Here is a 25,923-nt window from a genome sequence, read left to right as displayed (position 1 = left end):
CCTCCCGGAGTTGCGAATTATGGAATTATCCTCACTGACCGCCGTATCCCCTGTCGATGGACGCTACGGCGATAAAGTCAGCGCGCTGCGCGGGATCTTCAGCGAATATGGTTTGCTGAAGTTCCGTGTTCAGGTTGAAGTACGCTGGCTGCAGAAGCTGGCCGCCCAGGCAGCAATCAAGGAAGTTCCTGCTTTTGACGAAAAGGCAAACGATTACCTTGATAAAATCGTTGCTGACTTCAATGAAGAAGATGCTGCGCGCATTAAGACCATTGAACGCACCACCAACCACGATGTGAAGGCGGTTGAGTATTTCCTGAAAGAGAAAGTGGAAAGCGTTCCTGCCCTGCACGCCGTGTCTGAATTCATTCACTTTGCCTGTACCTCTGAAGACATCAATAACCTGTCTCACGCGCTGATGCTCTCCACCGCGCGCAAAGAAGTCGTGCTGCCATACTGGCGTAAAATCATCGACGCGGTGAAAGCGCTGTCTGTGGAATATCGCGACATTCCGCTGCTTTCCCGTACCCACGGCCAGCCAGCTACCCCATCTACCATGGGTAAAGAGATGGCGAACGTGGCATACCGTATGGAGCGTCAGTATCGTCAGCTGGAACAGGTTGAGATCCTCGGCAAAATCAACGGTGCCGTTGGCAACTATAACGCCCACATCGCCGCCTATCCGGAAGTGGACTGGCACCAGTTCAGCGAAGAGTTCGTGACCTCTCTGGGCATTCAGTGGAACCCATACACCACCCAGATCGAGCCGCACGACTACATCGCGGAACTGTTTGACTGCATCGCCCGCTTCAACACCATCCTGATCGACTTCGATCGTGACGTGTGGGGCTATATCGCGCTGAACCACTTCAAACAGAAAACCATCGCCGGTGAAATCGGTTCGTCCACCATGCCGCACAAAGTGAACCCGATTGACTTCGAAAACTCCGAAGGCAACCTGGGCCTGGCGAACGCCATGCTGCAGCATATGGCGAGCAAACTGCCGGTTTCCCGCTGGCAGCGTGACCTGACCGACTCCACCGTACTGCGTAACCTCGGCGTAGGCATTGGCTACGCGCTGATCGCCTATCAGTCCACCCTGAAAGGCGTGAGCAAACTGGAAGTGAACCGCGATCGTCTGCTGGACGAACTGGATCACAACTGGGAAGTGCTGGCGGAGCCAATCCAGACCGTGATGCGCCGTTACGGCATTGAAAAACCGTACGAGAAGCTGAAAGAGCTGACCCGCGGCAAACGCGTGGACGCTGAAGGCATGAAGCAGTTTATCGACGGTCTGGAACTGCCGGAGGACGAGAAAACGCGTCTCAAGGCGATGACCCCGGCGAACTATATTGGTCGCGCCGTCACGATGGTTGACGAGCTGAAGTAACCCCTTCTCCCCCTTTTCGCCCGAAAAGGGGGATGCTTTTCCCCGGTTTAGTCAATGTTTATCACCACAACAACATAATCAGCGTTAAACTATTCATACCAATTATTTAGGGAGAAGAGATGATGCGCGTACTGGTTGTTGAGGATAACGCATTGCTACGTCATCACCTGAAAGTTCAGCTTCAGGAGATGGGACATCAGGTGGACGATGCTGAAGATGCAAAAGAAGCCGATTATTATCTCAATGAACACCTGCCGGATATCGCCATTGTCGATTTAGGCTTGCCGGATGAAGACGGTCTCTCGCTGATCCGTCGCTGGCGCAGCCATGACGTCTCTCTGCCGGTGCTGGTCCTGACCGCCCGTGAAGGCTGGCAGGATAAAGTGGAAGTGCTCAGCGCGGGTGCGGACGACTACGTGACGAAGCCGTTTCATATCGAAGAAGTCGCTGCGCGCATGCAGGCGCTGTTACGTCGCAACAGCGGTCATGCCTCACAGGTTATCTCCCTTCCGCCATTCCAGGTTGATCTTTCCCGCCGCGAATTTTCTATTAATAATGAAGTGGTCAAGCTGACGGCGTTCGAGTACACCATCATGGAGACGCTTATCCGCAATAATGGCAAAGTGGTGAGCAAGGATTCCTTAATGCTCCAGCTTTACCCGGATGCCGAGCTACGGGAGAGCCACACCATTGACGTGCTGATGGGACGTTTGCGCAAAAAAATTCAGGCGCAATACCCGCAGGACGTGATCACCACGGTTCGTGGTCAGGGTTACCTGTTCGAATTACGCTAATGAAAGGGATTTCACGTCACTTTCTGCCCCTTTCGCTGCGGGTTCGCTTTCTGCTGGCAACCGCTGCCGTGGTGCTGGTGCTTTCTCTTTCCTATGGATTAGTGGCGCTGGTCGGGTATAGCGTGAGCTTCGATAAAACAACCTTCCGTCTGTTACGCGGCGAAAGTAACCTGTTTTATACCCTGGCGAAGTGGGAAGATAACCACATTACCGTGGATATGCCTGAGCACCTCAATCAGCAAAGCCCAACGCTGGCGTTAATTTATGATGAAAAAGGCAAACTGCTGTGGGCTCAGCGCGACGTCCCCTGGTTGAAAAAACGCATTCGCCCGGAATGGCTCAGGACGAATGGTTTTCATGAGATTGAGGCCGATCTCAATTCAACCAGCGCATTGCTGCATGACGATCGCGCCCTTCAGCAAAAGCTGAATGAGATACGCGAGGATGACGACGACACGGAGATGACCCACTCCGTCGCCATTAATCTCTATCCCGCTACCATGAACATGCCGCAACTGACCATCGTGGTGATCGACACCATTCCGGTTGAGCTTAAACGTTCTTACATGGTCTGGAGTTGGTTCGTGTATGTTCTGGCCGCCAATCTTCTGCTGGTTATCCCTCTGCTGTGGGTCGCAGCATGGTGGAGTTTGCGTCCGATAGAATCACTGGCCAAAGAGGTTCGCGAGCTGGAAGAACATCATCGTGAAAAGCTCAACCCGGAAACCACGCGCGAACTCACCAGCCTGGTGCGTAATCTTAACCGCCTGCTGAAAAGCGAGCGCGAACGCTATGATAAATACCGCACCACGCTCACCGACCTGACGCACAGCCTTAAGACGCCGCTGGCGGTCATGCAGAGCACGCTGCGTTCCATGCGTAGCTCAACGCTCAGCGTTGATGATGCAGAGCCTGTGATGCTTGAGCAGATCAGTCGCATCTCGCAGCAAATTGGCTATTATCTCCATCGCGCCAGCATGCGTTCAGGAAGTGCGTTATTGAGCCGCGAGCTGCATCCGGTGGCGCCTTTACTGGACAACCTCACTTCCGCGCTGAACAAGGTGTATCAGCGTAAAGGGGTGAACATCAGCCTCGATATCTCGCCGGAAATCAGCTTCGTGGGCGAGAAAAATGATTTCATGGAAGTGATGGGTAACCTGCTCGATAACGCCTGTAAATATTGTCTGGAGTTTGTGGAAGTGTCCGCACGTCAGACGGATAACGAGCTGCACATCATCGTTGAAGACGATGGGCCCGGCATTCCCCGCAATAAACGTGAAGTCGTGTTTGATCGGGGTCAACGCGCCGATACGTTGCGTCCGGGTCAGGGAGTGGGGTTAGCCGTCGCCCGTGAGATTGTCGATCAGTACGATGGCAAAATTGAAACGGGTGAAAGCCTGCTGGGCGGTGCGCGAATGGAGGCTATTTTTGGCCGCCAGCATCCCACATCGAACGATACTTGACCCGTTATGTGAAAAATGCGCGGATCTCGCACTCAGGCTCCTGAGCTTCCGTTATAATCCGACTCAATAAGAGCCTGCGGAATAAAAAAATATGGAATATCACTTAGCACTTAACTGGCCCGAGTTTATCGAGCGCTACTGGCAAAAACGCCCGGTGGTTCTCAAACGCGGGTTCAGCAATTTTGTCGACCCTATCTCCCCTGACGAGCTGGCCGGCCTGGCCATGGAAAATGAAGTCGACAGCCGCCTGGTGAGCCACCAGGACGGAAAATGGCAGGTCAGCCACGGTCCTTTCGAAAGCTACGATCACCTGGGCGAAAATAACTGGTCTTTACTGGTGCAGGCGGTCAACAACTGGCATGAGCCTACCGCCGCCTTAATGCGCCCGTTCCGCGCCCTGCCCGACTGGCGAATGGACGATCTGATGATCTCCTTCTCCGTTCCCGGTGGCGGCGTTGGCCCGCATCTGGATCAGTACGACGTGTTTATCATTCAGGGTACCGGCCGCCGTCGCTGGCGCGTGGGTGACAAAGTGCCGATGAAACAGCACTGCCCGCATCCGGACCTGCTTCAGGTTGACCCGTTTGAAGGGATCATCGACGAAGAGCTGGAGCCGGGTGATATTCTCTACATTCCGCCGGGATTCCCGCACGAAGGTTACTCCCTGGAAAACTCGCTCAACTACTCCGTGGGGTTCCGCGCGCCAAGCGGTCGCGAGATGATCAGCGGCTTCGCTGACTATGTTCTGCAGCGCGAGCTGGGCAGCTACCGCTACAGCGACCCGGACGTGCCATCGCGTGAACACCCTGCTGACATCCTGCCGGAAGAGCTTGATAAGCTGCGCGGCATGATGCTGGATTTGATCAACGAGCCGGAACATTTCAAACAGTGGTTTGGTGAGTTTGTCAGCCAGTCACGCCACGAGCTGGACGTTGCGCCGCCGGAGCCACCGTATCAGGCCGATGAGATTTATGATGCCCTGCAACAGGGTGACAAGCTGGTTCGCCTCGGTGGGTTACGCGTGCTGCGCATTGGTGAAGATGTCTTCGTGAACGGCGAAAAGCTGGACTCTCCGCACCGTCCGGCGCTGGAAGCCATCGCCAGCCATCAGGTGTTGCACGCCGAAACGTTTGGCGACGCGCTGGAAGACCCGTCATTCCTCGCGATGCTGGCCGCGCTGGTGAACAGTGGGTATTGGTTCTTTGAGGACTGATCGGTGATATTTGCCGGGTGGCGGCTGCGCCTTACCCGGCCTACAAAAGCACGATCCCGTAGGCCCGGTAAGCGTAGCGCCACCGGGCGTTTTTATCTGCTCTCACCTGCCGCAAAATCCTCGATCTCTCCGGCCCAATCCTCTGGATATAACCCTTCCCGTACGTCCCGATGAAACGTTGAATACGGCCAGTCGCGAACCTTACTGACGTAGCCATGCTTCAGCGGATTGATATAGACGTAATCCACATGCCGCCGGTAATCCTGTTCATTGCGAATGGTGTGCTCCCAGAAACGCGGCTGCCATATGTGGCGCATGTCGATGTTGTGGCTAAACGTTTTTTTAATATCCCGCCAGCGGGCCGAAAAGTCACTGTCGCCTTCCGGTAAGGTCCAGATACAGTGCATATGTTCGGGAAGGATAACCCAGGCGTTTATGGTAAAGGGCTTCGCGCGTTTAACCATAGAGGTGGCAGCACGCAGGCTATCAATGTGACGGGTAAGCAAATCGCTTTGGCGGTTTTGAAGGTTAACGGTGAAGAACCAGGTACCGCCAGGGACGTAATGACGACGATAGTTTGACATTGGCGTTCCTTGCCTAAAAGCCGGGTGGCGGCTTCGCCTTACCCGGCCTACAAAAGCGTGATACCGTAGGCCCGGTAAGCGAAGCGCCACCGGGCGTTTTCTCAGCGTTTTGCCGTCAGTTCAGCTATCCGCACAATCACCTTCACCGCTTTTTCCATTCCTTCCAGCGTCACAAACTCATGCTTGCCGTGGTAGTTATACCCGCCGGTAAACAGGTTCGGGCAAGGTAATCCCATAAACGACAATTGCGAGCCATCAGTACCACCGCGAATCGGCTTCAGCTGCGGTTCAATGTCACAGTCGCGCATGGCCTGCTGAGCGATGTCGAGGATATGAGGATGCTCCATCACCTTCTCACGCATATTGTAATAGCTGTCTTCTATGATCAGCTCAATATAGCAATCAGGGTGTAACCCTTTCCCCACCTTCTTGGCGATCTCCATCATCTTACGCTTGCGCGCCTCAAAGGCCTTGCGGTCGAAATCGCGTACGATGTAGTGCATCTGCGCGCTGTCCACGGTGCCTTTGATGCTGGTCAGGTGATAGAAACCTTCATACCCCTCCGTCATTTCAGGGCTCTCTTCCGCCGGAACCTCAGCATGAATACGCGACGCCAGCGACAGCGCATTCACCATCACACCTTTCGCGGAGCCTGGGTGAACGTTGTTCCCCACAATCTTGATCGTCACCGACGCGGCGTTAAAATTCTCATACTCGAGTTCACCGACGCCGCCGCCGTCAACGGTATAGGCCCACTTCGCATTGAAGGCCTCGACGTCGAAATGTTTTGCGCCCTTGCCCACCTCTTCATCTGGCGTAAAGGCCACGCGGATATCACCGTGCGGGATATTTTTGCCTTTCAGCACCGCCAACGCCGTCATGATCTCCGCAATGCCCGCCTTGTCATCCGCCCCCAGCAGCGTTTTGCCGTCAGTGGTGATCAGCGTCTGGCCCAGCAGCTGATGCAAAACCGGGAACATCACCGGCGAGAGCACTTCATCGCCAATACCCAGCGCGATATCGCCGCCGCGGTAGTTTTCAACAATCTGCGGGTTCACATGTTTACCGCTAAAATCCGGAGAGGTGTCGACATGGGAGATAAAGCCAATCGCCGGGATTTCCCCGTCGACATTGGCAGGCAGCGTTCCCATCACAGTGCCTTTCTCGCTTAACGTGACGTTGACCAGCCCCATGGCGTCAAGCTGCTCTTTAAGCAGGTTTAATAACTTCCACTGGCCTTCGGTGCTCGGCACCTGGCGAACACCCGGTTTAGATTGGGTATCCAGCGAAACGTACTGTAAAAAACGCTCAAGTAATTTATCCATGCAGTCACCCTCACTTTTTGTGACAACATTATCAATAAGCATCAAAACGCAAATATTGCGTCAGGTCACTTTTATCCCGCAAACGAGAATATTTTCCGTTTATATCGTTATGCGTTAATAAATGTAGCTTATGAATCAGTGACAAGGATTGGCGATTGCAGGGGATTGCCGTAGAATGTCCGCCCTCATTACGAGTCACCAAGGTGGTTACACACAAACCCCGCTTCGGTCTGCTGCCTGAGGCGTCTATATGGGACAGCGCAAAAATTGAATACACAATCCCGTTCACGTTCACCGCTGGTGCAACTGGAACGAATTCGTAAAAACTTTGATGGTAAAGACGTTATTTCCGACCTCACGCTCACCATCAACGACGGTGAGTTTCTGACGCTGCTTGGCCCCTCTGGCTGCGGCAAAACCACCGTACTGCGCCTTATCGCCGGGCTTGAAAGCGTTGATAACGGCCATATCCATCTTGAGAACCAGGATATTACCCAGGTTCCCGCAGAAGACAGACACGTCAATACCGTCTTTCAGAGCTACGCCCTGTTCCCGCACATGACCGTGTTTGAGAACGTCGCGTTTGGTCTGCGGATGCAAAAAACACCTGCCGCCGAGATCCCACCGCGCGTCACCGAAGCCCTGCGGATGGTGCAACTGGAAGAGTTTGCCCAGCGTAAACCCCATCAGCTTTCCGGCGGCCAGCAGCAGCGCGTGGCCATCGCTCGCGCCGTGGTCAACAAGCCGCGTCTGCTCCTGCTGGATGAATCCCTCTCCGCGCTGGATTACAAGCTGCGCAAGCAGATGCAGAACGAATTGAAAGCCTTACAGCGTAAGCTGGGCATTACCTTTGTTTTTGTGACCCACGACCAGGAAGAAGCCCTGACCATGTCCGACCGCATCGTGGTGATGCGTGACGGAAAAATCGAGCAGGACGGCACGCCGCGCGAAATCTACGAAGAGCCGAAGAATCTGTTTGTCGCCAGCTTCATCGGTGAGATCAATATCTTCGACGCCACGGTGATTGAACGCCTGGACGACCAGCGTGTGCGCGCCAGCGTTGAAGGCCGTGAGTGCACTATCACGGTGAATTTCCCCGTTGAAAAGGGACAAAAGCTTCACGTCCTGCTGCGCCCGGAAGATCTGCGCGTCGAGGAAATTCATGGCAATACCGAGGCCGAAGGGTTAATCGGCTATATCCGCGAGCGCAACTACAAAGGGATGACGCTGGAGTCCGTTGTTGAGCTGGAAAACGGCAAGATGGTGATGGTCAGCGAGTTCTTTAATGAGGATGACCCTGACTTCGACCACTCTCTCGACCAGAAAATGGTTATCAACTGGGTAGAAAGCTGGGAGGTTGTGCTGGCTGATGAAGAACACAAGTAAATTCCAGAATGTGGTGATCGCCACGATCGTCGGTTGGCTTGTGCTGTTTGTCTTTTTACCCAACCTGATGATCGTTGCGACCAGCTTCCTGACCCGCGACGACGCTAACTTCGTTTCGCTGGTCTTTACGCTGGACAACTACACGCGCCTGCTCGATCCGCTCTATTTTGACGTGCTGCTGCACTCGCTCAATATGGCGCTGATTGCCACCCTCGCCTGTCTGGTGCTGGGTTATCCTTTCGCATGGTTCCTCGCGGGCCTGCCGCAAAAGGTACGCCCCCTGCTGCTGTTTTTACTGATTGTTCCCTTCTGGACCAACTCGTTAATCCGCATCTACGGGCTGAAAATCTTCCTGAGCACGAAAGGCTATCTCAACGAGTTTCTGCTGTGGCTGGGGGTGATTGATACGCCAATCCGTATTATGTTCACGCCGAGCGCGGTGATTGTCGGCCTGGTTTATATCCTGCTGCCGTTTATGGTGATGCCGCTCTACTCCAGCATCGAGAAGCTGGATAAACCGCTGCTGGAAGCGGCAAGAGATCTGGGTGCCAGTAAGCTGCAGACCTTTATCCGCATCATTATTCCGCTGACGATGCCCGGTATTATTGCAGGCTGTCTGCTGGTGATGCTCCCGGCGATGGGCTTGTTCTATGTGTCGGATCTGATGGGCGGTGCGAAAAACCTGCTGATCGGTAACGTGATCAAGAGTCAATTCCTCAACATCCGCGACTGGCCGTTCGGCTCGGCCACCAGCATTACGCTGACGGTGGTGATGGGCCTGATGCTGCTGGTCTACTGGCGCGCCTCGCGCCTGCTGAATAAAAAGGTGGAGCTCGAATGATCGGTCGACTGCTTCGCGGCGGTTTCATGACCGCCATTTATGCCTGGCTCTATATCCCGATCGTAATTTTGATCGTGAACTCATTCAATAGCTCGCGGTTCGGGATTAACTGGCAGGGCTTTACCACCAACTGGTACAGCCTGCTGATGAACAACGACAGCCTGCTGCAGGCCGCTCAGCACTCGCTGACGATGGCGATCGTCTCCGCCACCTTCGCGACGCTGATTGGCTCGCTCACCGCCGTCGCGCTCTACCGCTACCGCTTTCGCGGCAAACCGTTCGTCAGCGGCATGCTGTTTGTAGTGATGATGTCGCCGGATATCGTCATGGCCATTTCGCTGCTGGTGCTGTTTATGCTGCTGGGCGTACAGCTTGGCTTCTGGTCGCTGCTGTTCTCGCATATCACCTTCTGCCTGCCGTTTGTGGTAGTGACCGTCTTTGCGCGTCTTAAAGGGTTCGACGTGCGTATGCTGGAGGCGGCGAAAGATCTGGGCGCCAGCGAGATGACCATCCTGCGTAAAATCATCCTGCCGCTGGCAATGCCTGCCGTGGCGGCCGGATGGCTGCTCAGCTTTACTCTGTCGATGGATGACGTGGTGGTCTCCTCCTTCGTGACCGGGCCGAGCTATGAAATTCTGCCGTTGAAGATCTATTCAATGGTGAAAGTCGGCGTCTCACCTGAGGTGAACGCGCTGGCGACCATTCTGCTGGTGTTGTCGCTGGTTCTGGTGATTGCCAGCCAGGTTATTGCTCGTGATAAAACAAAATCTCAGGGGACAATGAAATGAAAAAAATGCTCGCCGCTGCGGCGCTGGTGCTTGGCATGGGTGCCGCGCACGCTGATGACAGCAAAACGCTCTACTTCTACAACTGGACCGAATACGTGCCGCCAGGGCTACTGGAACAGTTCACCAAAGAGACGGGCATCAAGGTTATCTACTCGACCTATGAGTCGAATGAAACCATGTACGCCAAGCTGAAAACCTACAAGGACGGCGCGTACGATCTGGTCGTGCCTTCCACCTACTTTGTCGACAAAATGCGCAAAGAGGGCATGATCCAGAAGATCGACAAAACGAAGCTAACCCATTTTTCAAACCTCGATCCGGAGATGCTTAACAAACCGTTCGATCCCAATAACGACTACTCCATTCCTTACATCTGGGGTGCGACAGCGATTGGCGTGAACAGCGATGCCATCGATCCGAAAACGGTTACAGGCTGGGCCGATCTGTGGAAACCGGAATACAAAGGTAGCCTGCTGTTAACCGACGATGCGCGTGAGGTGTTCCAGATAGCGCTGCGTAAACTCGGCTATTCCGGTAACACCACCGATCCGAAAGAGATCGAAGCGGCCTACAACGAGCTGAAAAAGCTGATGCCTAACGTGGCGGCATTCAACTCTGATAACCCGGCAAACCCGTATATGGAAGGCGAAGTGAATCTGGGGATGGTGTGGAACGGCTCCGCGTATGTCGCCCGCCAGGCCGGTACGCCGCTGGAGGTCGTCTGGCCGAAAGAAGGCGGGATCTTCTGGATGGATAGCCTGTCGATTCCGGCCAACGCGAAAAACGTGGACGGCGCGCTGAAGCTGATTAACTTCCTGCTGCGCCCCGACGTGGCGAAACAGGTGGCTGAAACCATCGGCTACCCGACGCCAAATCTGGCTGCACGCAAGCTGTTAAGCCCTGAAGTCGCGAATGATAAATCGCTGTACCCTGATGTTGATACCGTCAGCAAAGGCGAATGGCAGAACGACGTGGGTGACGCGAGCCGTCTTTATGAAGAGTATTATCAGAAGTTAAAAGCAGGTCGTTGAGATATGACGGGCGACGCGATGTCGCCCGTCACAACTACAGCCCCTTCAGGAGTTTATCCACAAAAGCGGGCACCACTTCACTTGCCAGGCCATAGTGTTTTTCTTCAAACTCACTGCCCACCTGACTCGGCTCCAGATTAAGCTCTACCGTATGCGCGCCCTGGAGTTTAGCCTCGTGAACAAATCCCGCCGCCGGATAGACGTGCCCGGACGTGCCGATGGCAATGAACACATCCGCCATCGCCAGCGCGCTGTAGATCTCATCCATGCCCAGCGGCATTTCGCCGAACCACACTACGTGCGGGCGTAAACGCGCAGGAAACTGACAGCAATGGCATTTGTCTTCCGGCAGCACGTCCTCTTTCCAGTCCAGCACCTGACCGCTCCAGGCGCAGCGAACCTTGAGCAGCTCGCCGTGCATGTGGATGATATTCTTGTTACCCGCCCGCTCGTGCAGGTTATCGATATTCTGCGTCACCAGCAGAAAACGATCCCCCAGCGCCTCTTCCAGCTTAGCCAGCGCCAGATGCGCCGCATTCGGCGCAATCTCAGGCTGCTGAAGCTGACGGCGGCGGGCGTTATAAAACGCCTGCACCAGGTCCGGATCGCGGGCGAAACCTTCCGGCGTCGCCACGTCCTCGACACGGTGCTCTTCCCACAGCCCGTCCGCCGCGCGGAAGGTTCGAATTCCTGACTCGGCGGAGATCCCCGCGCCGGTCAGCACCACCACTCTGGGTTTATCCATCGCTTCTGGCATCATTCTGTCTCTGAAAAAGATCCGCTGGCGCAAGCGCTCACGCAAGCGGCGTTTGTTTTTGCGAAAACGGCTGAGTCGACCCTGGCGACGCGACAGCATAGAAACCTCGTAGACTAATCGGTGAGATGAAGGAATGCGGCTCCGCGCATGCCTCCCGCGTCCCCGTGTCGCGCGCGTTCAATACGCGGCACGCGGGCGACCGGCAATAAATGTCGGGGCAAACGCCCGGACAGCTGTTCCGTAATCGCAGTAAAGTTTGATAGCCCTCCCCCAATCACCAGCAGATCCGGATCGACGATGGTGAGAATATTTCCCAGACACACCGCCAGCAGATCAAGATAGCGCTCGACGTGCTCACGCGCCTGCGCATCCCCTTGCTCCCACAGGGTAATGATTTGGGGGGCTTCAAGTTTCTGATGATAGAAGTGTTCGTAAAGCCATGCAAACCCGCGACCGGAGAGGGTGTTCTCAATACAGCCATGCTGGCCGCAGCCGCAGCGGGTGAGCGGAAAATCACGCCCAACGACCTCCAGCGCGTCCACCGGCAGACGGATGTGACCAAACTCGCCGGTGATGTAGCTGCGCCCGGTAATCGGCTTACCGTTGATCACAATTCCCCCGCCGACGCCGGTACCGAGGATCAGCCCCATCACCAGTGGATACTGACGGAACTCATCGTCCCAGGCTTCGGAGAGGGCAAAACAGTTGGCATCGTTATCTAAACGCACATCGCGTTCAAGGAGAGCAGAGAGATCGGCGCGCAGCGGTTTGCCGCTGGCGGCAGGCACGTTGGCGGCATACAGCGTGCCATCGTCGGTTTCGGGCATGCCCGGAATGCCGATGCCGACGCTGCCTTTCACGCCAAAGCGTTCATCGGCTTGCGCCACCAGAGCGGCAATGGCGGTTAAAAATTCGTCGTAGCTTTCGCGCGGCGTGGGAACACGGGTTTCCCACTGCAGCTTGAGGTCTTTATCAAACACGCCGAGCGCAATCTTGGTGCCGCCAATATCAAATCCGTAATACATGATGCATTCCTCTGTTTGATCCAGCGGCCTAAAGACCGCTAAACCATGACGAAATTACTGGCCACTTAGTACCCTCGCCGGATCAATTCGGCTTGCGCGACGCGCCGGATACCAGCTTGCCAGCAGACTCAGTAAAAGCGCTGTAACCAGCACATAAAAAACATCCAGCCAGTGCAGTTCAGACGGCAGGAAGTCAATAAAATAGATATCACCCGACAGGAACTGGTGGCCAATCAGCTTTTCAATCCCGTTGATGATTGGGGTCAGCTGCAGGGAAACCACCACGCCAATCACCACGCCGCACAGGCTGCCGAACAGGCCCGCCAGCAAACCGTACCAGACGAAGATGGCGCGAATAAGGCCGTCTTTCGCCCCGAGGGTACGAAGCACGGCGATGTCTCCGCTCTTATCCTTGACCGCCATCACCAGCGTCGAGACGATATTAAAGCACGCTACACCAATCACCAGCACCATCGCCAGATACATAATGGCGCGGATCATCTGGATATCACGGTACATATACCCGTAAGTGCCGATCCAGCTTTTGATGTAGACATAGTTATTGGTCACGCTGCCCGCATCACGCACAAGTTTGTTGGCGTTAAAGACGTCGTTCACCTTAATGGCAATGCCCGTCACGCTGTCGCCCATGTCGAGATACTGGCGCGCGTCTTCCATCGGCACCATGGCGAAGCTGTGATCGAGCTGCCCGCTCAGCTGAAGAATGCCGGCAACGTGAAGGCGCACGCGCTTAGGCTGCTGCAGTTTGTGGTCGGCGCTGGCGTTCGGGATCATGATCGATACCCAGTCGCCCTGCTTCACCTTCAGCGCATCGGCAACGCCTTTGCCCATGATGATCTGCTGCTCGCCAGCCTTAAAGTTGGCCCACGCGCCGTTCTGCACAAATTGTGGCAGCGCGCTGAGACGCGCTTCCTGGACGGGGTTGACACCTTTCACCTGAATGGCGCGCAGGTTTACCCCGCTCTCCACCAGCCCGGTAAAGTTGATGTAGGGCGCGGCCGCGGCAATGCCCGGCACTTTTTCGACTTTTGTGAGCGCATCGCTCCAGTTCGTCCACGGCTGGTTAACCGGCTCGATCTCCCCATGCGGCACCACCGCAAGAATGCGGTTGTTTAGCTCGCGCTCAAAGCCGTTCATGGCGCTTAAGCCCACGATCAATACCGCCACACCGAGCGCGATACCCACGGTGGAGATCACGGATATGAGTGACACCATGCCGCCGCGACGGCGACCACGACTAAAACGTAAACCGATGAGTAGCGATAACGGTGACGCCATTACTCTGCTCCCATCAGGGTCAGTTCCGCGTTCAGATGGCCGTCGCGCATCTCAAGCTGGCGACCCATGCGTTTTGCCAGCTGCAGATCGTGGGTCACCACCAGAAACGCGGTGCCCTGCGAGGCGTTCAGCTCGCCCAGAAGCTGGAAAATACTGTCCGCATTGCGCGCATCCAGGTTACCGGTAGGTTCATCCGCCAGCACCAGACGCGGATTGTTCACCAGCGCACGGGCAATCGCCACGCGCTGGCGCTCGCCACCGGAAAGCTCTGAGGGACGGTGGTTCCCGCGATGGCCCAGCCCTACCGCTTTCAGCATGTCGCTGGCGCGGGCGTTAATTTCTGCCGGTTTCTTTTTGCCAATCAGCAGCGGCATCGCCACGTTTTCCAGCGCCGTGAAGTCCGGCAGCAGGTGGTGGAACTGGTAGATAAAGCCCAGCTCGCGGTTACGCAGCTCGGCCTTCGCCGCGGAGGACATCTTGCTCATCGGCTGGCCGGAGAAGATCACGTCACCTTCAGTTGGCGTATCCAGCCCGCCCAGCAGATGCAGCAGCGTACTTTTGCCGGACCCGGAGCTGCCGACAATCGCCATCATCTCGCCTTCACCCACGCTAAAGCTCACATTGTGCAGCACGTCGGTCTGCACAGTGCCTTCCTGATAGCGTTTGGACAGGTTGTCGCATTGCAACAGGATCTTATTCATAACGTAAAGCCTCAGCGGGTTGAGTGGCGGCAGCGCGCCAGGAAGGATAAAGCGTAGAAAGCAGCGCAATGGCCATCGCGGCCAGCGCAATACCGACCACCTGCAGCGGCTCGATAGCCACCGGCAGCGCCGCACCATCAAGCAGCGCGCCGATGATCGGCATTAGGTTATTCAGCTGGCTGGCAAGCAGCGCGCCCAGCACGGCACCGAGCAGCGCGCCGATGATGCCTGCGCTTGCCCCCTGAACCATAAAGACCGCCATGATCTGGCGCGGCGTGAGCCCCTGGGTTTGCAGAATGGCGACTTCGCCCTGCTTCTCCATCACCATCAGGCCCAGCGAGGTGATGATGTTAAATGCCGCCACGGCGACGATCAGGCTCAGCAGCAGCCCCATCATGTTTTTTTCCATGCGAACGGCCTGGAACAGTTCGCCTTTACGGTCACGCCAGTCCTGCCATTTGGTACCTTCCGGCAGCGTTTGCTGGCTGAGGGTATCGACCTTGAGCGGCTGATCGAGCCACAGGCGCCAGCCGGTAATGTTTCCCGCCGGGTAGCGCATCAGGCGCGACGCATCCTGGATGTTAACCAGCATCTGATAGCCGTCGACTTCGCTGTTGGCGGCAAAGGTACCTATCACGTTGAACAGGCGCTGGCTTGGCAAGCGCCCCATCGGCGTAAATTGGCTTGCAGACGGCACCATCACGCGCAGCTGATCGCCACGGTTGACGCCGAGCTGTCCGGCAAGCTGTTCGCCGAGGATGACATTGTATTTACCGGGCTGCAGATCGGATTGCTTCACGTTAACCAGATACGGCGTCAACGGATCCTTTTGGGCAGGATCAATCCCCAGCATGACGCCGACCGCCACGCTGCGGGCGCTTTGCAGCACGACATCGCCGGTCGTTAATGGCGCAACGCGCGTGACACCCTGTAACTTCGCTGCGCTTTCCGGCAGCTGTTGCGGGTTCACGGAACCGTTGGTTGAGGAGAGAACGGCCTGCGGCATCAGCCCCAGGATATTGTTTTGCAGCTCACGCTCAAAGCCATTCATGACGGAAAGCACCGTCACCAGTGCCATCACGCCAAGCGTAATGCCAATAGTCGAAAGCCAGGAGACAAAACGACCGAAGCGGTCCGCGGCGCGCCCACGCATGTAACGTAAGCCTATGAAGAGTGCGACAGGTTGATACATGAAATCCGTCTGTTTGCTGATAGCAGACCCACGAGTATATAAGCGAATCCGTTAAGCGTAAATGACTGAAACCGTAAGCTTTGGTAATCATTTTTCCGAAAAACTCAGATAAATCAGGGTGGTACTTTCGGTTTCTTCTCTGCACACCCTCCACCTTTTCCGAAAAACGTCCCGATACAGACAGTTACCCGTTACATCTCGCTGTCGTTTTAGAACAATTGCCCGTTCGTTTATGGCAAAACAGGTATTGGTTACCGATGAAACAAAAAGCATTATGGATTAATCAGATAAAGGGGTTGTGCATCTGCCTGGTGGTGATTTACCACTCGGTCATCACCTTTTATCCTCATCTCAGCGGGCTGCAGCATCCGCTGTCAGGGCTTCTCGCCAAATGCTGGGTCTATTTTAACCTGTATCTCGCACCGTTCCGCATGCCGGTGTTCTTCTTTATCTCCGGCTTTCTAATCCGCCGATACATTGATGAAGTGGACTGGCGCACCAGCCTCGACAAGCGCATCTGGAGCATCGTCTGGGTGCTGGCGCTATGGGGAATACTTCAGTGGCAGGCGCTAACCCACCTCAATGCCTGGCTCGCACCGGAACGTGAACTGGCAACGTCCTCGAATGCGGCCTACGCCGACTCTGTCTCGGGCTTTATTCTGGGTATGCTCACTGCCAGCACCAGCCTGTGGTATCTGTATGCCCTGGTGGTCTATTTCACCCTGTGTAAACTGCTGAGCCGCTGGAAGCTGCCGGTTCTGGGCCTGCTGGCGCTGGCGAGCATTGCCATTAACTTCCTGCCGCTGCCGTGGTGGGGAATGAACAGCGTCGTGCGTAATATGATCTACTACAGCCTGGGCGCGTGGTACGGTGCCCAGCTTATGGCCTGGATGAAGGGGCTGGAAATAGGTCGCGTCTGGCTGGCGCTGGTCGCGTTCGGAGCGGTCTCCGTAGTCCTGTGGTTTGCAAATGTCCCTCTCCCGCTCTCACTGCTGTCGATTGTGCTGATCATGAAGCTTTTCTACAGCGTTGAGCAACGTTATGCCGTCCATCCCGGCAACCTGCTGAATGTGGTGGGTTCGAATACCATTGCGATTTACACTACGCATCGCATCTTGATAGAGGCATTCAGCCTGTTCCTGATTGGTGAAATGAATGCCGCGTACTGGCCGGTGTGGGCCGAGTTAACGCTGATTCTGGTCTATCCGTTCGCCAGCCTGCTGGTCTGCACCCTTGTAGGGCTTGGCATACGCAAGATTTCCACCTCTCTCTTTGGCGATCTCTTTTTCTCCCCACCCGCTACGCTCTCCCCATCAACCGCCACCCGTTGATGCCCTCTTCGCCCCCTTTTCGGGGGCGAATTGCCGCCCATACGCTTACGATTTGCTAATGCAAAACGATCGAGGATAATAAAGACATTGCGTATCAGTGATATGCCCCAATACTGTTGGTATATCCATAAGAGACTCTGACATAGCCATGCCTGAACACTATCGCTTTACCTTGCCTGTTAAAGCAGGCGACCAACGCCAGCTGGGCGAACTCACGGGCGCGGCGTGCGCCACGCTGGTGGCAGAAATCGCTGAGCGCCATCCCGGCCCGGTGGTGCTGGTTGCCCCGGATATGCAAAATGCCCTGCGCCTGCATGACGAAATCCGTCAATTTACCGATAGCCTGGTGTCCAGCCTGGCCGACTGGGAAACGCTGCCGTATGACAGCTTCTCCCCGCATCAGGAGATCATCTCTTCACGCCTGTCAACGCTGTATCAGCTTCCGACCATGCAGCGCGGCGTGTTAATCGTGCCGGTCAATACGCTGATGCAGCGCGTCTGCCCGCACAGCTATCTTCACGGCCACGCGCTGGTAATGAAAAAAGGCCAGCGCCTGTCACGTGACGCCCTGCGCGCGCAGCTTGACGGTGCCGGTTATCGCCATGTCGATCAGGTGATGGAGCACGGGGAATACGCCACCCGCGGCGCGCTGCTCGATCTTTACCCAATGGGCAGCGACCAGCCGTACCGCCTGGATTTCTTTGATGATGAAATCGACAGCCTGCGCGTGTTCGACGCCGACACGCAGCGCACGCTGGAAGAAGTGGAATCCATCAACCTGCTGCCCGCACATGAATTCCCGACGGACAAAACCGCTATCGAGCTGTTCCGCAGCCAGTGGCGCGACAGGTTCGACGTGAAGCGCGATGCCGAGCACATTTATCAGCAGGTCAGCAAAGGCACGCTGCCTGCCGGGATCGAATACTGGCAGCCCCTGTTCTTCAACGAGCCGCTACCCGCGCTGTTCAGCTATTTCCCGGCGAACACGCTGATTGTCAACACCGGGGATATCGAGGCCAGCGCCAGCCGCTTTGAAAGTGAAACCCGCGCTCGCTTCGAAAACCGTGGCGTGGATCCGATGCGTCCGCTGCTGCCGCCGGAAACGCTTTGGCTGCGCACCGACGAGCTCAACGCCGAACTGAAGCGCTGGCCGCGCATGCAGCTCAGAACCGACTCGCTCGCGGATAAAGCGGCCAATACCAACCTGGCGTTCCAAACGCTGCCGGACCTCTCCGTTCAGGCGCAGCAAAAATCCCCGCTGGATAATCTGCGCAAGTTCCTGGAATCCTTTACCGGGCCGGTGGTGTTCTCCGTTGAGAGCGAAGGTCGTCGCGAAGCGTTAGGCGAACTGCTTGGCCGCATTAAGATCGCGCCAAAGCGTATTTTGCGGCTGGACGATGCCACCGGAACGGGCCGCTATCTGATGATCGGTGCCGCTGAGCATGGGTTTATCGACACGCTCAACAACCTGGCGCTAATTTGCGAAAGCGACCTTCTCGGCGAGCGCGTGGCGCGCCGCCGTCAGGATAGCCGTCGCACCATCAACCCGGACACGCTGATCCGTAACCTGGCCGAACTGCATCCGGGCCAGCCGATTGTTCACCTCGAGCACGGCGTCGGACGCTACCAGGGGATGACCACCCTTGAAGCGGGCGGCATCAAAGGCGAATACCTGATGCTGACCTACGCCAACGACGCCAAACTCTATGTGCCGGTCTCGTCCCTGCACCTGATCAGCCGCTATGCAGGCGGTGCCGAAGATAATGCACCGCTGCACAAGCTGGGCGGCGACGCCTGGGCGCGCGCGCGCCAGAAGGCGGCGGAAAAAGTGCGCGACGTGGCGGCCGAGCTGCTGGACATCTATGCCCAGCGCGCGGCCAAAGAAGGTTATGCGTTTAAGCATGATAAAGAGCAGTATCAGCTGTTCTGCGACAGTTTCCCGTTTGAAACCACGCCGGATCAGGCGCAGGCCATTAACGCGGTGCTGAGCGACATGTGCCAGCCGCTGGCGATGGACCGCTTAGTGTGCGGTGATGTGGGCTTCGGTAAAACTGAAGTCGCCATGCGCGCCGCTTTCCTGGCCGTGGAGAACAACAAGCAGGTGGCGGTGCTGGTTCCCACTACCCTGCTTGCCCAGCAGCACTTCGACAACTTCCGCGACCGCTTTGCCAACTGGCCGGTGCGCATCGAAATGCTTTCACGTTTTCGCAGCGCCAAAGAGCAGACGCAAATTCTGGAACAGGCAAGCGAAGGTAAAATCGATATCCTGATCGGCACCCACAAGCTGCTGCAAAGCGACGTGAAGTGGAAAGATCTGGGGCTGCTGATCGTCGACGAAGAGCACCGCTTCGGGGTGCGCCATAAGGAGCGCATCAAGGCGATGCGGGCCGACGTCGACATCCTGACCCTGACCGCAACGCCTATCCCGCGTACGCTGAACATGGCGATGAGCGGCATGCGCGATCTGTCGATTATCGCCACGCCACCGGCGCGCCGTCTGGCGGTAAAAACCTTTGTCCGCGAGTATGACAATCTGGTGGTGCGCGAAGCGATCCTGCGTGAAGTGCTGCGCGGCGGCCAGGTGTACTACCTCTACAACGACGTAGAGAACATTCAAAAAGCGGCGGACAGGCTGGCGGAGCTGGTGCCGGAAGCGCGTATCGCTATCGGTCACGGACAGATGCGCGAGCGCGAGCTGGAGCGGGTGATGAATGATTTCCACCACCAGCGCTTCAACGTGCTGGTGTGTACCACCATCATTGAAACCGGTATTGATATCCCGACCGCGAACACGATTATTATCGAACGCGCGGATCACTTTGGTCTGGCGCAGCTGCACCAGTTGCGCGGTCGCGTCGGGCGTTCACACCATCAGGCCTACGCCTGGCTGCTGACGCCGCATCCGAAAGCGATGACCACCGACGCGCAAAAGCGTCTGGAAGCCATCGCCTCACTGGAAGACCTTGGCGCAGGCTTTGCGCTGGCGACACACGATCTCGAGATCCGCGGTGCCGGTGAACTGCTGGGTGAAGACCAGAGCGGCTCGATGGAGACCATCGGCTTCTCGCTCTATATGGAACTGCTGGAAAATGCCGTCGATGCGCTGAAGGCCGGACGCGAGCCGTCGCTGGAAGATTTGACCAGCCAGCAGACCGAGGTGGAATTGCGTATGCCTTCCCTGCTGCCGGATGATTTCATTCCTGATGTGAATACCCGTCTGTCATTCTACAAACGTATCGCCAGCGCGAAAAAAGAAAACGAGCTGGAAGAGATTAAGGTGGAGTTGATCGACCGCTTCGGGCTGCTGCCGGATGCCGCGCGAAATCTGCTGGATATCGCGCGACTCCGTCAGCAGGCGCAAAAGCTGGGCATTCGTAAGCTCGAAGGGAATGAAAAAGGCGGCGTGATTGAGTTCGCGGAAAAAAACCATGTCGATCCGATGTGGTTGATTGGTTTGCTGCAAAAACAGCCGCAGCACTTCCGCCTGGACGGCCCAACGCGTCTGCGTTTTACTCAGGAACTGACAGAACGCAAAACCCGCATGGACTGGGTGCGTAACTTTATGCGCCAGCTTGAAGAGAACGCTATCGCGTAACTTTCTCCCCCGTTAGCGCCTGGCTGACGGGGGAGAATTTACAAACTCTTTGCACTTCACCCGATCTTCCCGACACACCTCTTCGCCATAATTATCATTAACCCTTTATAAAACAATAACCTTATCATTTATAGGGATTATGATAATGACCGCTTCGCGTTTAACTCGCTGGATCACCCTGCTTGCGCTTGCCGCTACGGTAGCCGTTGCGCTGCCTGCACGCGCAAACACCTGGCCCCTTCCCCCCCTGGCAGCAACGTTGTCGGGCAAAACCGTTTTCATGTTGTTGAAGATAACGGGGGTTCGCTGGAGGCCATTGCCAAAAAATATAACGTCGGCTTTCTGGCCTTGCTGCAGGCCAACCCCGGTGTCGATCCTTACGTGCCGCGCGCTGGCAGCGTGCTGACGATCCCGCTTCAGACCATTCTTCCTGATGCACCACGACAGGGGATCGTGATTAACCTTGCCGAGCTTCGACTTTACTATTATCCGCCGGGTAAAAAAGAAGTGACCGTTTATCCAATCGGTATCGGCCAGTTGGGCGGCGATACGCTGACGCCAACCATGGTCACTACCGTGTCGGATAAACGTGCTAACCCAACCTGGACACCCACGGCAAATATTCGCGCACGCTATAAAGCTCAGGGTATCGATCTGCCCACCGTCGTGCCGGCGGGCCCGGACAACCCAATGGGTCATCACGCGATCCGCCTCGCGGCATATGGTGGGGTTTATCTGCTGCATGGAACGAATGCGGATTTCGGCATCGGTATGCGCGTCAGCTCCGGCTGTATTCGTCTGCGGGATGACGACATCAAGACGCTCTACAGCGTGATTACGCCGGGCACAAAAGTGAATATTATCAATACACCGATTAAGGCCTCGGAAGAGCCCGGTAGCGTACGGTTGGTCGAAATTCACCAGCCATTATCAAAACACCTCGGTGACGATCCGCAGACGCTGCCCATTCCACTGAATGCCGCGATGGTGGGCTTTAAATCGAATACCAACACCGATAGCCTGGTGATGGAGCGCGCGATGGAAGCCCGGTCAGGAATGCCAATCGACGTCACCCGACATGGCGATGTCACTCCGCAGTCAATGTAAGTACAAAAAAAACGCCCTGCAAATGCAGGGCGTTTTTTATAGCAGTGGCATAAATGAGGGTTTAGCCAGGCTTATTTATAGATAACCGCAGTACCGTGCAGGGTGTTAGGGCCGGTCACTGAGGTGATACGGAACGATTTCGCACCCATCTCATCCGCTTTCTGCGCCAGCTGATCTTCCAGTGAGCCCAGGTTTGTCCCCGCGTTTGCAGAGATGGTACCCACTTTTTGTTGATCAGCAGGAGTAGATTGAACTTCTACAGCGGCGAAGCTTGCGAAAGAGAGTGAGCTAAGTACAGCAGCAGCGATCAGGGTTTTTACGTTTTTCATGATTTTTACCTTTAGGCAGATGAATTGGGCGTCGTAAGTTATTTACTTAACGATCGATAGGTAAATGATAGATGTGATCCAGCTCACACGTCAACATGTTTTTATAACGACCGTTAAATTAATTTTATTTTCGTTAATTTTCATACCTATATGATTAATTTATTTTTAAGCAAACTACGCTGGTCGCGGGATGGGTTTATTTTTATAATGGTCATTCAACAAACCAACTGAGGACCAACGGCAAATGACAACCGAAGTCACGAGTTGCGCAAAGAAAAGCCGTGGCCGACCAAAAGTGTTCGACAGGGATGCGGCGCTCGATAAGGCCATGACACTCTTCTGGCAGCATGGGTACGAAGCGACCTCGCTTTCCGATCTGGTAGAAGCGACCGGCGCCAAGGCACCCACGCTGTATGCGGAATTTACCAATAAAGAGGGGCTGTTCAGGGCAGTGCTGGACAGATACATCTCGCGCTTTGCGGCAAAACACGAAGCGCAGCTTTTTTGCGAAGAGAAAAGCGTTGAGCAGGCGTTGCAGGACTATTTCTGTGCCGTCGCGACCTGCTTTACCAGCAAAGACACACCCGCGGGCTGTTTTATGATCAACACCTCCGCCACGCTTGCTGCGTCGTCTAAAGAGATTGCCAATACGGTGAAATCACGCCATGCCATGCAGGAGGAGACGTTAAGTACGTTTCTGGCCCAGCGGCAGCAGCGCGGTGAAATCCCGGCGCATTGCCGCCCGCAGGAGCTGGCGCAATACCTGAGCTGTATTTTACAGGGCATGTCCATCAGCGCCCGTGAAGGGGCTACGCTGGAAAAACTGCAGAGCATTACGCAAACCACGCTGCGTTTGTGGCCTGAACTGCTTAAACTTTAAGGCAAAAAAAAGCTCCTCAGCCTGAGCGCATGAGGAGCTAAGTTCAGAGAACATCTTTTTTACACTTTGTTGTTCAGTACCAGCTGACCATTGTTGTCCAGAGGGATCTGGGTGCCAGGGTCTTTATCCATGCGGATTTTGCCCTGCTGGTCGCCAATTTTGTAGGTTACGTCATAGCCAAGCATTTTTTCGGACTTGTCATAAACGGTTTTGCAGCGCTGCTGCGTAGTGGTGTACGTGTCGTTGTCCTGCATTGCGCCCTGCACCTGGTTACCGGCATAGCCGCCACCCAGCGCACCCACGACCGTCGCCACATCTTTGCCTCGCCCGCCACCAAACTGATGACCAATCACGCCACCGGCTACGGCACCGAGAACGGAACCGGCAATGCGGTTTTCATCCTGCACAGGTCGACGGTGAGTCACGGAGACGTTGCGGCACTCCTGACGAGGGGTTTTCACGGTTTCTTTAATCGGGGTAGCGGAAACGACCTGCGCATACTGCGGGCCACGATCAAGTACGTTGAGACCGGCTACGGCAGCCACACCTAGCGCAGCAGCGACGCCAATCCCTATACCCGCCAACATTGATTTATTCACGGGACTTCCTCCTTTGTTGCTATTGGAAACTATTTTGCAGCAGGGGTCAGTCCTCGCCAATAAGACAAAGGATTAAAAAATGGGCGTCTGGGGGAGATATATCGTGTTTGAGAGAACTCTTAAGCACGCAAAGTGTGATGTACAGCATGAAATGCTAAAAAACCCCTCCGGATGGCCCGGAGGGAGAGAAATATCAGTGCAGCTTCAGTCGAGGGCGGATCACGCGGTTGATTCGGCCAACCAGCATCATCAGACCGGTTTTGAAGTAGCCGTGCAGCGCAATCTGATGCATACGGTAAAGGGAGATATACACGAAGCGTGCAATCCGCCCTTCTACCATCATCGAGCCGCGCATCAGGTTACCCATCAGGCTACCCACGGTAGAGAAGTTAGACAGTGACACCAGCGAACCGTGGTCTTTATAGACATACGACTTCATCGGCTTCCCTTTGTACTGCGCCAGGATGTTGTGCAGCACCAGACTCGCCATCTGGTGAGCGGCCTGAGCGCGCGGCGGCACGAACCCACCTTCAGGGCGCGCGCAGGATGCACAGTCACCAATAGCGAAGATTTCCGGGTCGCGCGTGGTTTGCAGCGTCGGCTCTGTCACCAGTTGGTTAATGCGGTTGGTTTCCAGCCCGCCGATCTCTTTCATGAAATCAGGCGCTTTGATGCCCGCCGCCCAGACCATCAGATCCGCTTTGATATACTCGCCGTCCTTAGTATGCAGGCCGCCTTCGTCAGCGCTGGTCACCATGGTCTGCGTCAGCACCCGCACGCCCAGTTTGGTGAGTTCATTGTGCGCCGCACCGGAAATACGTGGCGGCAGCGCAGGCAGAATGCGTTCACCGGCTTCAACCAGCGTCACGTTCAGCGCTTCGTTAGTCAGCCCTTTATAACCGTAGCTGTGCAGCTGTTTCACCGCGTTGTGCAGCTCTGCAGACAGCTCAACGCCCGTCGCGCCGCCGCCGACAATAGCAATGTTCACCTTGCCATTGGCACCCATATTGCTGGTGTACTTCAGGAACAGGTTTAGCATTTCCTGATGGAAACGACGCGCCTGGTGCGGGTTATCGAGGAAGATACAGTGCTCTTTCACGCCCGGCGTGTTGAAGTCGTTAGAGGTACTGCCCAGCGCCATGACCAGCGTGTCATACGCCAGCTTGCGTTCAGGAACCAGCAGTTCGCCTTTTTCATCACGCAGTTCGGCCAGTGTAATGGTTTTGCTTTCACGGTTGATATCCACCACGGATCCCAGCTGGAACTGGAAATGGTGATTGCGCGCATGCGCCAGATAGCTCAGCGCATCGACGCCCTCATCCAGCGAACCGGTCGCCACTTCGTGCAGCAGCGGTTTCCACAGGTGGCTATGGTTGCGATCCACCAGCGTAATTTTGGCTTTTTTGCCGCGACCCAGCTTTTTACCCAGCTGTGTGGCCAGCTCCAGCCCGCCAGCACCACCGCCTACAATCACTATCTTTTTCAATGGCGTAGTCAACGTGACCCCCTCAAATTATTAACCAATTGTTAAGTAAAAGTTATAAAAATAACCCTTAATTAACAACAGGTTACAGCACTGAAACCATTCAGGTGAATTGAGAATAACACGTCAGGCGCATTGGTCATACCAAAATTGATATGCATCAAGTTTTGATGGCTTAAAAGTAGACAATTCTGGACAAAAAGAAACCCGGTCGCAAAGGCGTACCGGGTTTCGGGTGGCAGGCTGTGGCTTAGCCCAGCGTTTTGAAGGCTTTAATGCGCTGCAGATGCGGGGAGATATTCTTGAACTTGTGGGTTTGTTCCTCGTCCCAGACAATTTCATAGTAATGATGCAGCAGTTCTGCCGCCCGGCTGCTGTTCAGTGCCTCATCCTGGCGCGAGAGGATCACTAAACAGCGATCGCGGTTTTTCTCACGGAAGTTACTCACGCACTTGGTGGAAATGTCGACATACTCTTCCGGGCGGTCAATTTTGCCTTCCATGTTCTCGTTCGGGAACAGGTTGGGATTGAACACGACCTGGCGGATGTCGCACAGGAAGCCAATGCGTTCGGCCCAGTAGCCCCCCAGCCCCACGCCGCAGATCAGCGGGCGTTCATCGACGTTGAGCTGTAACATCTTGTCCACTTCCTTAAGCAGATGCTGCATATCATGCTTCGGATGACGCGTGCTGTAACTGATCAGCCGTACATCCGGGTCGATAAACTGCAGCTGCAGCACCTTCTCATGATTACCAGGACTGTTTGAGTCAAAACCGTGTAAATAGATGATCATTGTCTTCTCACCACGCT

General features: G+C 55.5%; 22 protein-coding genes and 1 pseudogene. 12 read left to right on the top strand and 11 right to left on the bottom strand.

The window, feature by feature from the left end:
* Positions 1 to 19: 19 nt before the first annotated feature.
* The 4 genes from purB (at position 20) to EXW94_RS01775 (ending at position 4,860) form a co-directional block, all read left to right on the top strand.
* On the top strand, positions 20 to 1,390 hold the full coding sequence (gene purB, locus EXW94_RS01790) for an adenylosuccinate lyase (protein ID WP_120158893.1): 1,371 nt from the start codon (positions 20 to 22) through the stop codon (positions 1,388 to 1,390).
* Between the two features lie 122 nt (positions 1,391 to 1,512).
* Positions 1,513 to 2,184 (top strand): two-component system response regulator PhoP, encoded by a 672-nt coding sequence (gene phoP / locus EXW94_RS01785; RefSeq protein WP_010429800.1) that lies wholly within the window; start codon positions 1,513 to 1,515, stop codon positions 2,182 to 2,184.
* Positions 2,184 to 3,647 (top strand): two-component system sensor histidine kinase PhoQ, encoded by a 1,464-nt coding sequence (gene phoQ, locus EXW94_RS01780; protein ID WP_010429798.1) that lies wholly within the window; start codon positions 2,184 to 2,186, stop codon positions 3,645 to 3,647. The genes phoP and phoQ overlap by 1 nt, the downstream gene beginning before the upstream one ends.
* 91 nt (positions 3,648 to 3,738) lie before the next feature.
* Positions 3,739 to 4,860 (top strand): cupin domain-containing protein, encoded by a 1,122-nt coding sequence (locus EXW94_RS01775; protein WP_010429795.1) that lies wholly within the window; start codon positions 3,739 to 3,741, stop codon positions 4,858 to 4,860.
* 92 nt (positions 4,861 to 4,952) lie between these two features.
* On the opposite strand, the gene EXW94_RS01770 is transcribed toward EXW94_RS01775, so the two are convergent.
* Complete coding sequence (locus EXW94_RS01770; RefSeq protein ID WP_174339356.1) at positions 4,953 to 5,444, bottom strand: transposase; 492 nt, start codon at positions 5,442 to 5,444, stop codon at positions 4,953 to 4,955.
* 101 nt (positions 5,445 to 5,545) lie between these two features.
* The gene (gene pepT / locus EXW94_RS01765) at positions 5,546 to 6,769 is read right to left on the bottom strand and encodes a peptidase T (protein WP_126815339.1); all 1,224 of its coding nucleotides are present in this window, start codon (positions 6,767 to 6,769) and stop codon (positions 5,546 to 5,548) included.
* Between the two features lie 237 nt (positions 6,770 to 7,006).
* Between pepT and potA the strand changes: the two genes are divergently transcribed.
* From potA to potD, 4 genes are read left to right on the top strand one after another with little or no spacing between them, the layout of a single operon-like run.
* The gene (gene potA / locus EXW94_RS01760) at positions 7,007 to 8,155 is read left to right on the top strand and encodes a spermidine/putrescine ABC transporter ATP-binding protein PotA (protein ID WP_174339922.1); all 1,149 of its coding nucleotides are present in this window, start codon (positions 7,007 to 7,009) and stop codon (positions 8,153 to 8,155) included.
* Entirely contained in the window at positions 8,139 to 8,996 is an 858-nt protein-coding gene (gene potB / locus EXW94_RS01755) for a spermidine/putrescine ABC transporter permease PotB (RefSeq protein ID WP_174339355.1), read from the top strand. Before potA ends, potB begins: the two co-directional genes overlap by 17 nt.
* Positions 8,993 to 9,784 (top strand): spermidine/putrescine ABC transporter permease PotC, encoded by a 792-nt coding sequence (gene potC, locus EXW94_RS01750; protein WP_042718888.1) that lies wholly within the window; start codon positions 8,993 to 8,995, stop codon positions 9,782 to 9,784. The genes potB and potC overlap by 4 nt, the downstream gene beginning before the upstream one ends.
* The gene (gene potD / locus EXW94_RS01745; protein ID WP_108418021.1) at positions 9,781 to 10,815 is read left to right on the top strand and encodes a spermidine/putrescine ABC transporter substrate-binding protein PotD; all 1,035 of its coding nucleotides are present in this window, start codon (positions 9,781 to 9,783) and stop codon (positions 10,813 to 10,815) included. The genes potC and potD overlap by 4 nt, the downstream gene beginning before the upstream one ends.
* Positions 10,816 to 10,849: 34 nt before the next feature.
* Here the strand turns inward: potD and cobB are convergent, their stop codons facing one another.
* The 5 genes from cobB to lolC are packed head-to-tail and all read right to left on the bottom strand — an operon-like array spanning position 10,850 to position 15,789.
* Positions 10,850 to 11,671, bottom strand: coding sequence for a Sir2 family NAD+-dependent deacetylase (gene cobB, locus EXW94_RS01740; protein ID WP_010429776.1), 822 nt, complete (start codon positions 11,669 to 11,671; stop codon positions 10,850 to 10,852).
* A 14-nt stretch (positions 11,672 to 11,685) separates the two neighbouring features.
* Positions 11,686 to 12,597: an N-acetylglucosamine kinase gene (nagK, locus tag EXW94_RS01735; RefSeq protein ID WP_042718885.1), complete on the bottom strand. Its 912-nt coding sequence runs from the start codon at positions 12,595 to 12,597 to the stop codon at positions 11,686 to 11,688.
* 54 nt (positions 12,598 to 12,651) lie between these two features.
* Positions 12,652 to 13,896, bottom strand: coding sequence for a lipoprotein-releasing ABC transporter permease subunit LolE (gene lolE, locus EXW94_RS01730; protein WP_108418023.1), 1,245 nt, complete (start codon positions 13,894 to 13,896; stop codon positions 12,652 to 12,654).
* The gene (gene lolD, locus EXW94_RS01725) at positions 13,896 to 14,597 is read right to left on the bottom strand and encodes a lipoprotein-releasing ABC transporter ATP-binding protein LolD (protein WP_010429765.1); all 702 of its coding nucleotides are present in this window, start codon (positions 14,595 to 14,597) and stop codon (positions 13,896 to 13,898) included. Before lolD ends, lolE begins: the two co-directional genes overlap by 1 nt.
* The gene (lolC, locus tag EXW94_RS01720; protein ID WP_108418024.1) at positions 14,590 to 15,789 is read right to left on the bottom strand and encodes a lipoprotein-releasing ABC transporter permease subunit LolC; all 1,200 of its coding nucleotides are present in this window, start codon (positions 15,787 to 15,789) and stop codon (positions 14,590 to 14,592) included. Before lolC ends, lolD begins: the two co-directional genes overlap by 8 nt.
* A gap of 257 nt (positions 15,790 to 16,046) precedes the next feature.
* On the opposite strand from lolC, the gene EXW94_RS01715 reads away from it, so the two are divergent.
* The 3 genes and pseudogenes from EXW94_RS01715 to EXW94_RS01705 all read left to right on the top strand — a co-directional run bounded on the left by EXW94_RS01715 (position 16,047) and on the right by EXW94_RS01705 (position 21,822).
* A complete protein-coding gene (locus EXW94_RS01715; RefSeq protein WP_120158563.1) occupies positions 16,047 to 17,120 on the top strand; it encodes an acyltransferase family protein in 1,074 nt (357 codons plus the stop codon).
* 148 nt (positions 17,121 to 17,268) lie between these two features.
* Positions 17,269 to 20,715: a transcription-repair coupling factor gene (mfd, locus tag EXW94_RS01710; RefSeq protein ID WP_089599893.1), complete on the top strand. Its 3,447-nt coding sequence runs from the start codon at positions 17,269 to 17,271 to the stop codon at positions 20,713 to 20,715.
* Positions 20,716 to 20,857: 142 nt separating this feature from the next.
* Positions 20,858 to 21,822: pseudogene (locus EXW94_RS01705) on the top strand (L,D-transpeptidase family protein).
* Positions 21,823 to 21,893: 71 nt separating this feature from the next.
* Here EXW94_RS01705 and bhsA read toward each other — a convergent pair.
* The gene (gene bhsA, locus EXW94_RS01700; protein WP_006174713.1) at positions 21,894 to 22,151 is read right to left on the bottom strand and encodes a multiple stress resistance protein BhsA; all 258 of its coding nucleotides are present in this window, start codon (positions 22,149 to 22,151) and stop codon (positions 21,894 to 21,896) included.
* Positions 22,152 to 22,395: 244 nt separating this feature from the next.
* On the opposite strand from bhsA, the gene comR reads away from it, so the two are divergent.
* Positions 22,396 to 23,031: a TetR family copper-responsive transcriptional repressor ComR gene (comR, locus tag EXW94_RS01695; protein ID WP_010429744.1), complete on the top strand. Its 636-nt coding sequence runs from the start codon at positions 22,396 to 22,398 to the stop codon at positions 23,029 to 23,031.
* A gap of 59 nt (positions 23,032 to 23,090) precedes the next feature.
* On the opposite strand, the gene EXW94_RS01690 is transcribed toward comR, so the two are convergent.
* The 3 genes from EXW94_RS01690 to ycfP form a co-directional block, all read right to left on the bottom strand.
* Entirely contained in the window at positions 23,091 to 23,630 is a 540-nt protein-coding gene (locus EXW94_RS01690; RefSeq protein WP_029485037.1) for a glycine zipper 2TM domain-containing protein, read from the bottom strand.
* 193 nt (positions 23,631 to 23,823) lie between these two features.
* The gene (locus EXW94_RS01685) at positions 23,824 to 25,128 is read right to left on the bottom strand and encodes an NAD(P)/FAD-dependent oxidoreductase (protein ID WP_089599891.1); all 1,305 of its coding nucleotides are present in this window, start codon (positions 25,126 to 25,128) and stop codon (positions 23,824 to 23,826) included.
* A gap of 235 nt (positions 25,129 to 25,363) precedes the next feature.
* Entirely contained in the window at positions 25,364 to 25,906 is a 543-nt protein-coding gene (ycfP, locus tag EXW94_RS01680; protein ID WP_148399567.1) for an alpha/beta hydrolase YcfP, read from the bottom strand.
* Positions 25,907 to 25,923 lie beyond the last annotated feature (17 nt).

It is taken from the genome of Enterobacter sp. JMULE2 (assembly GCF_013337145.1).
GTDB classification, from domain to species: domain Bacteria; phylum Pseudomonadota; class Gammaproteobacteria; order Enterobacterales; family Enterobacteriaceae; genus Enterobacter; species Enterobacter mori.
This window is presented reverse-complemented; position numbering and strand designations above follow the sequence as displayed.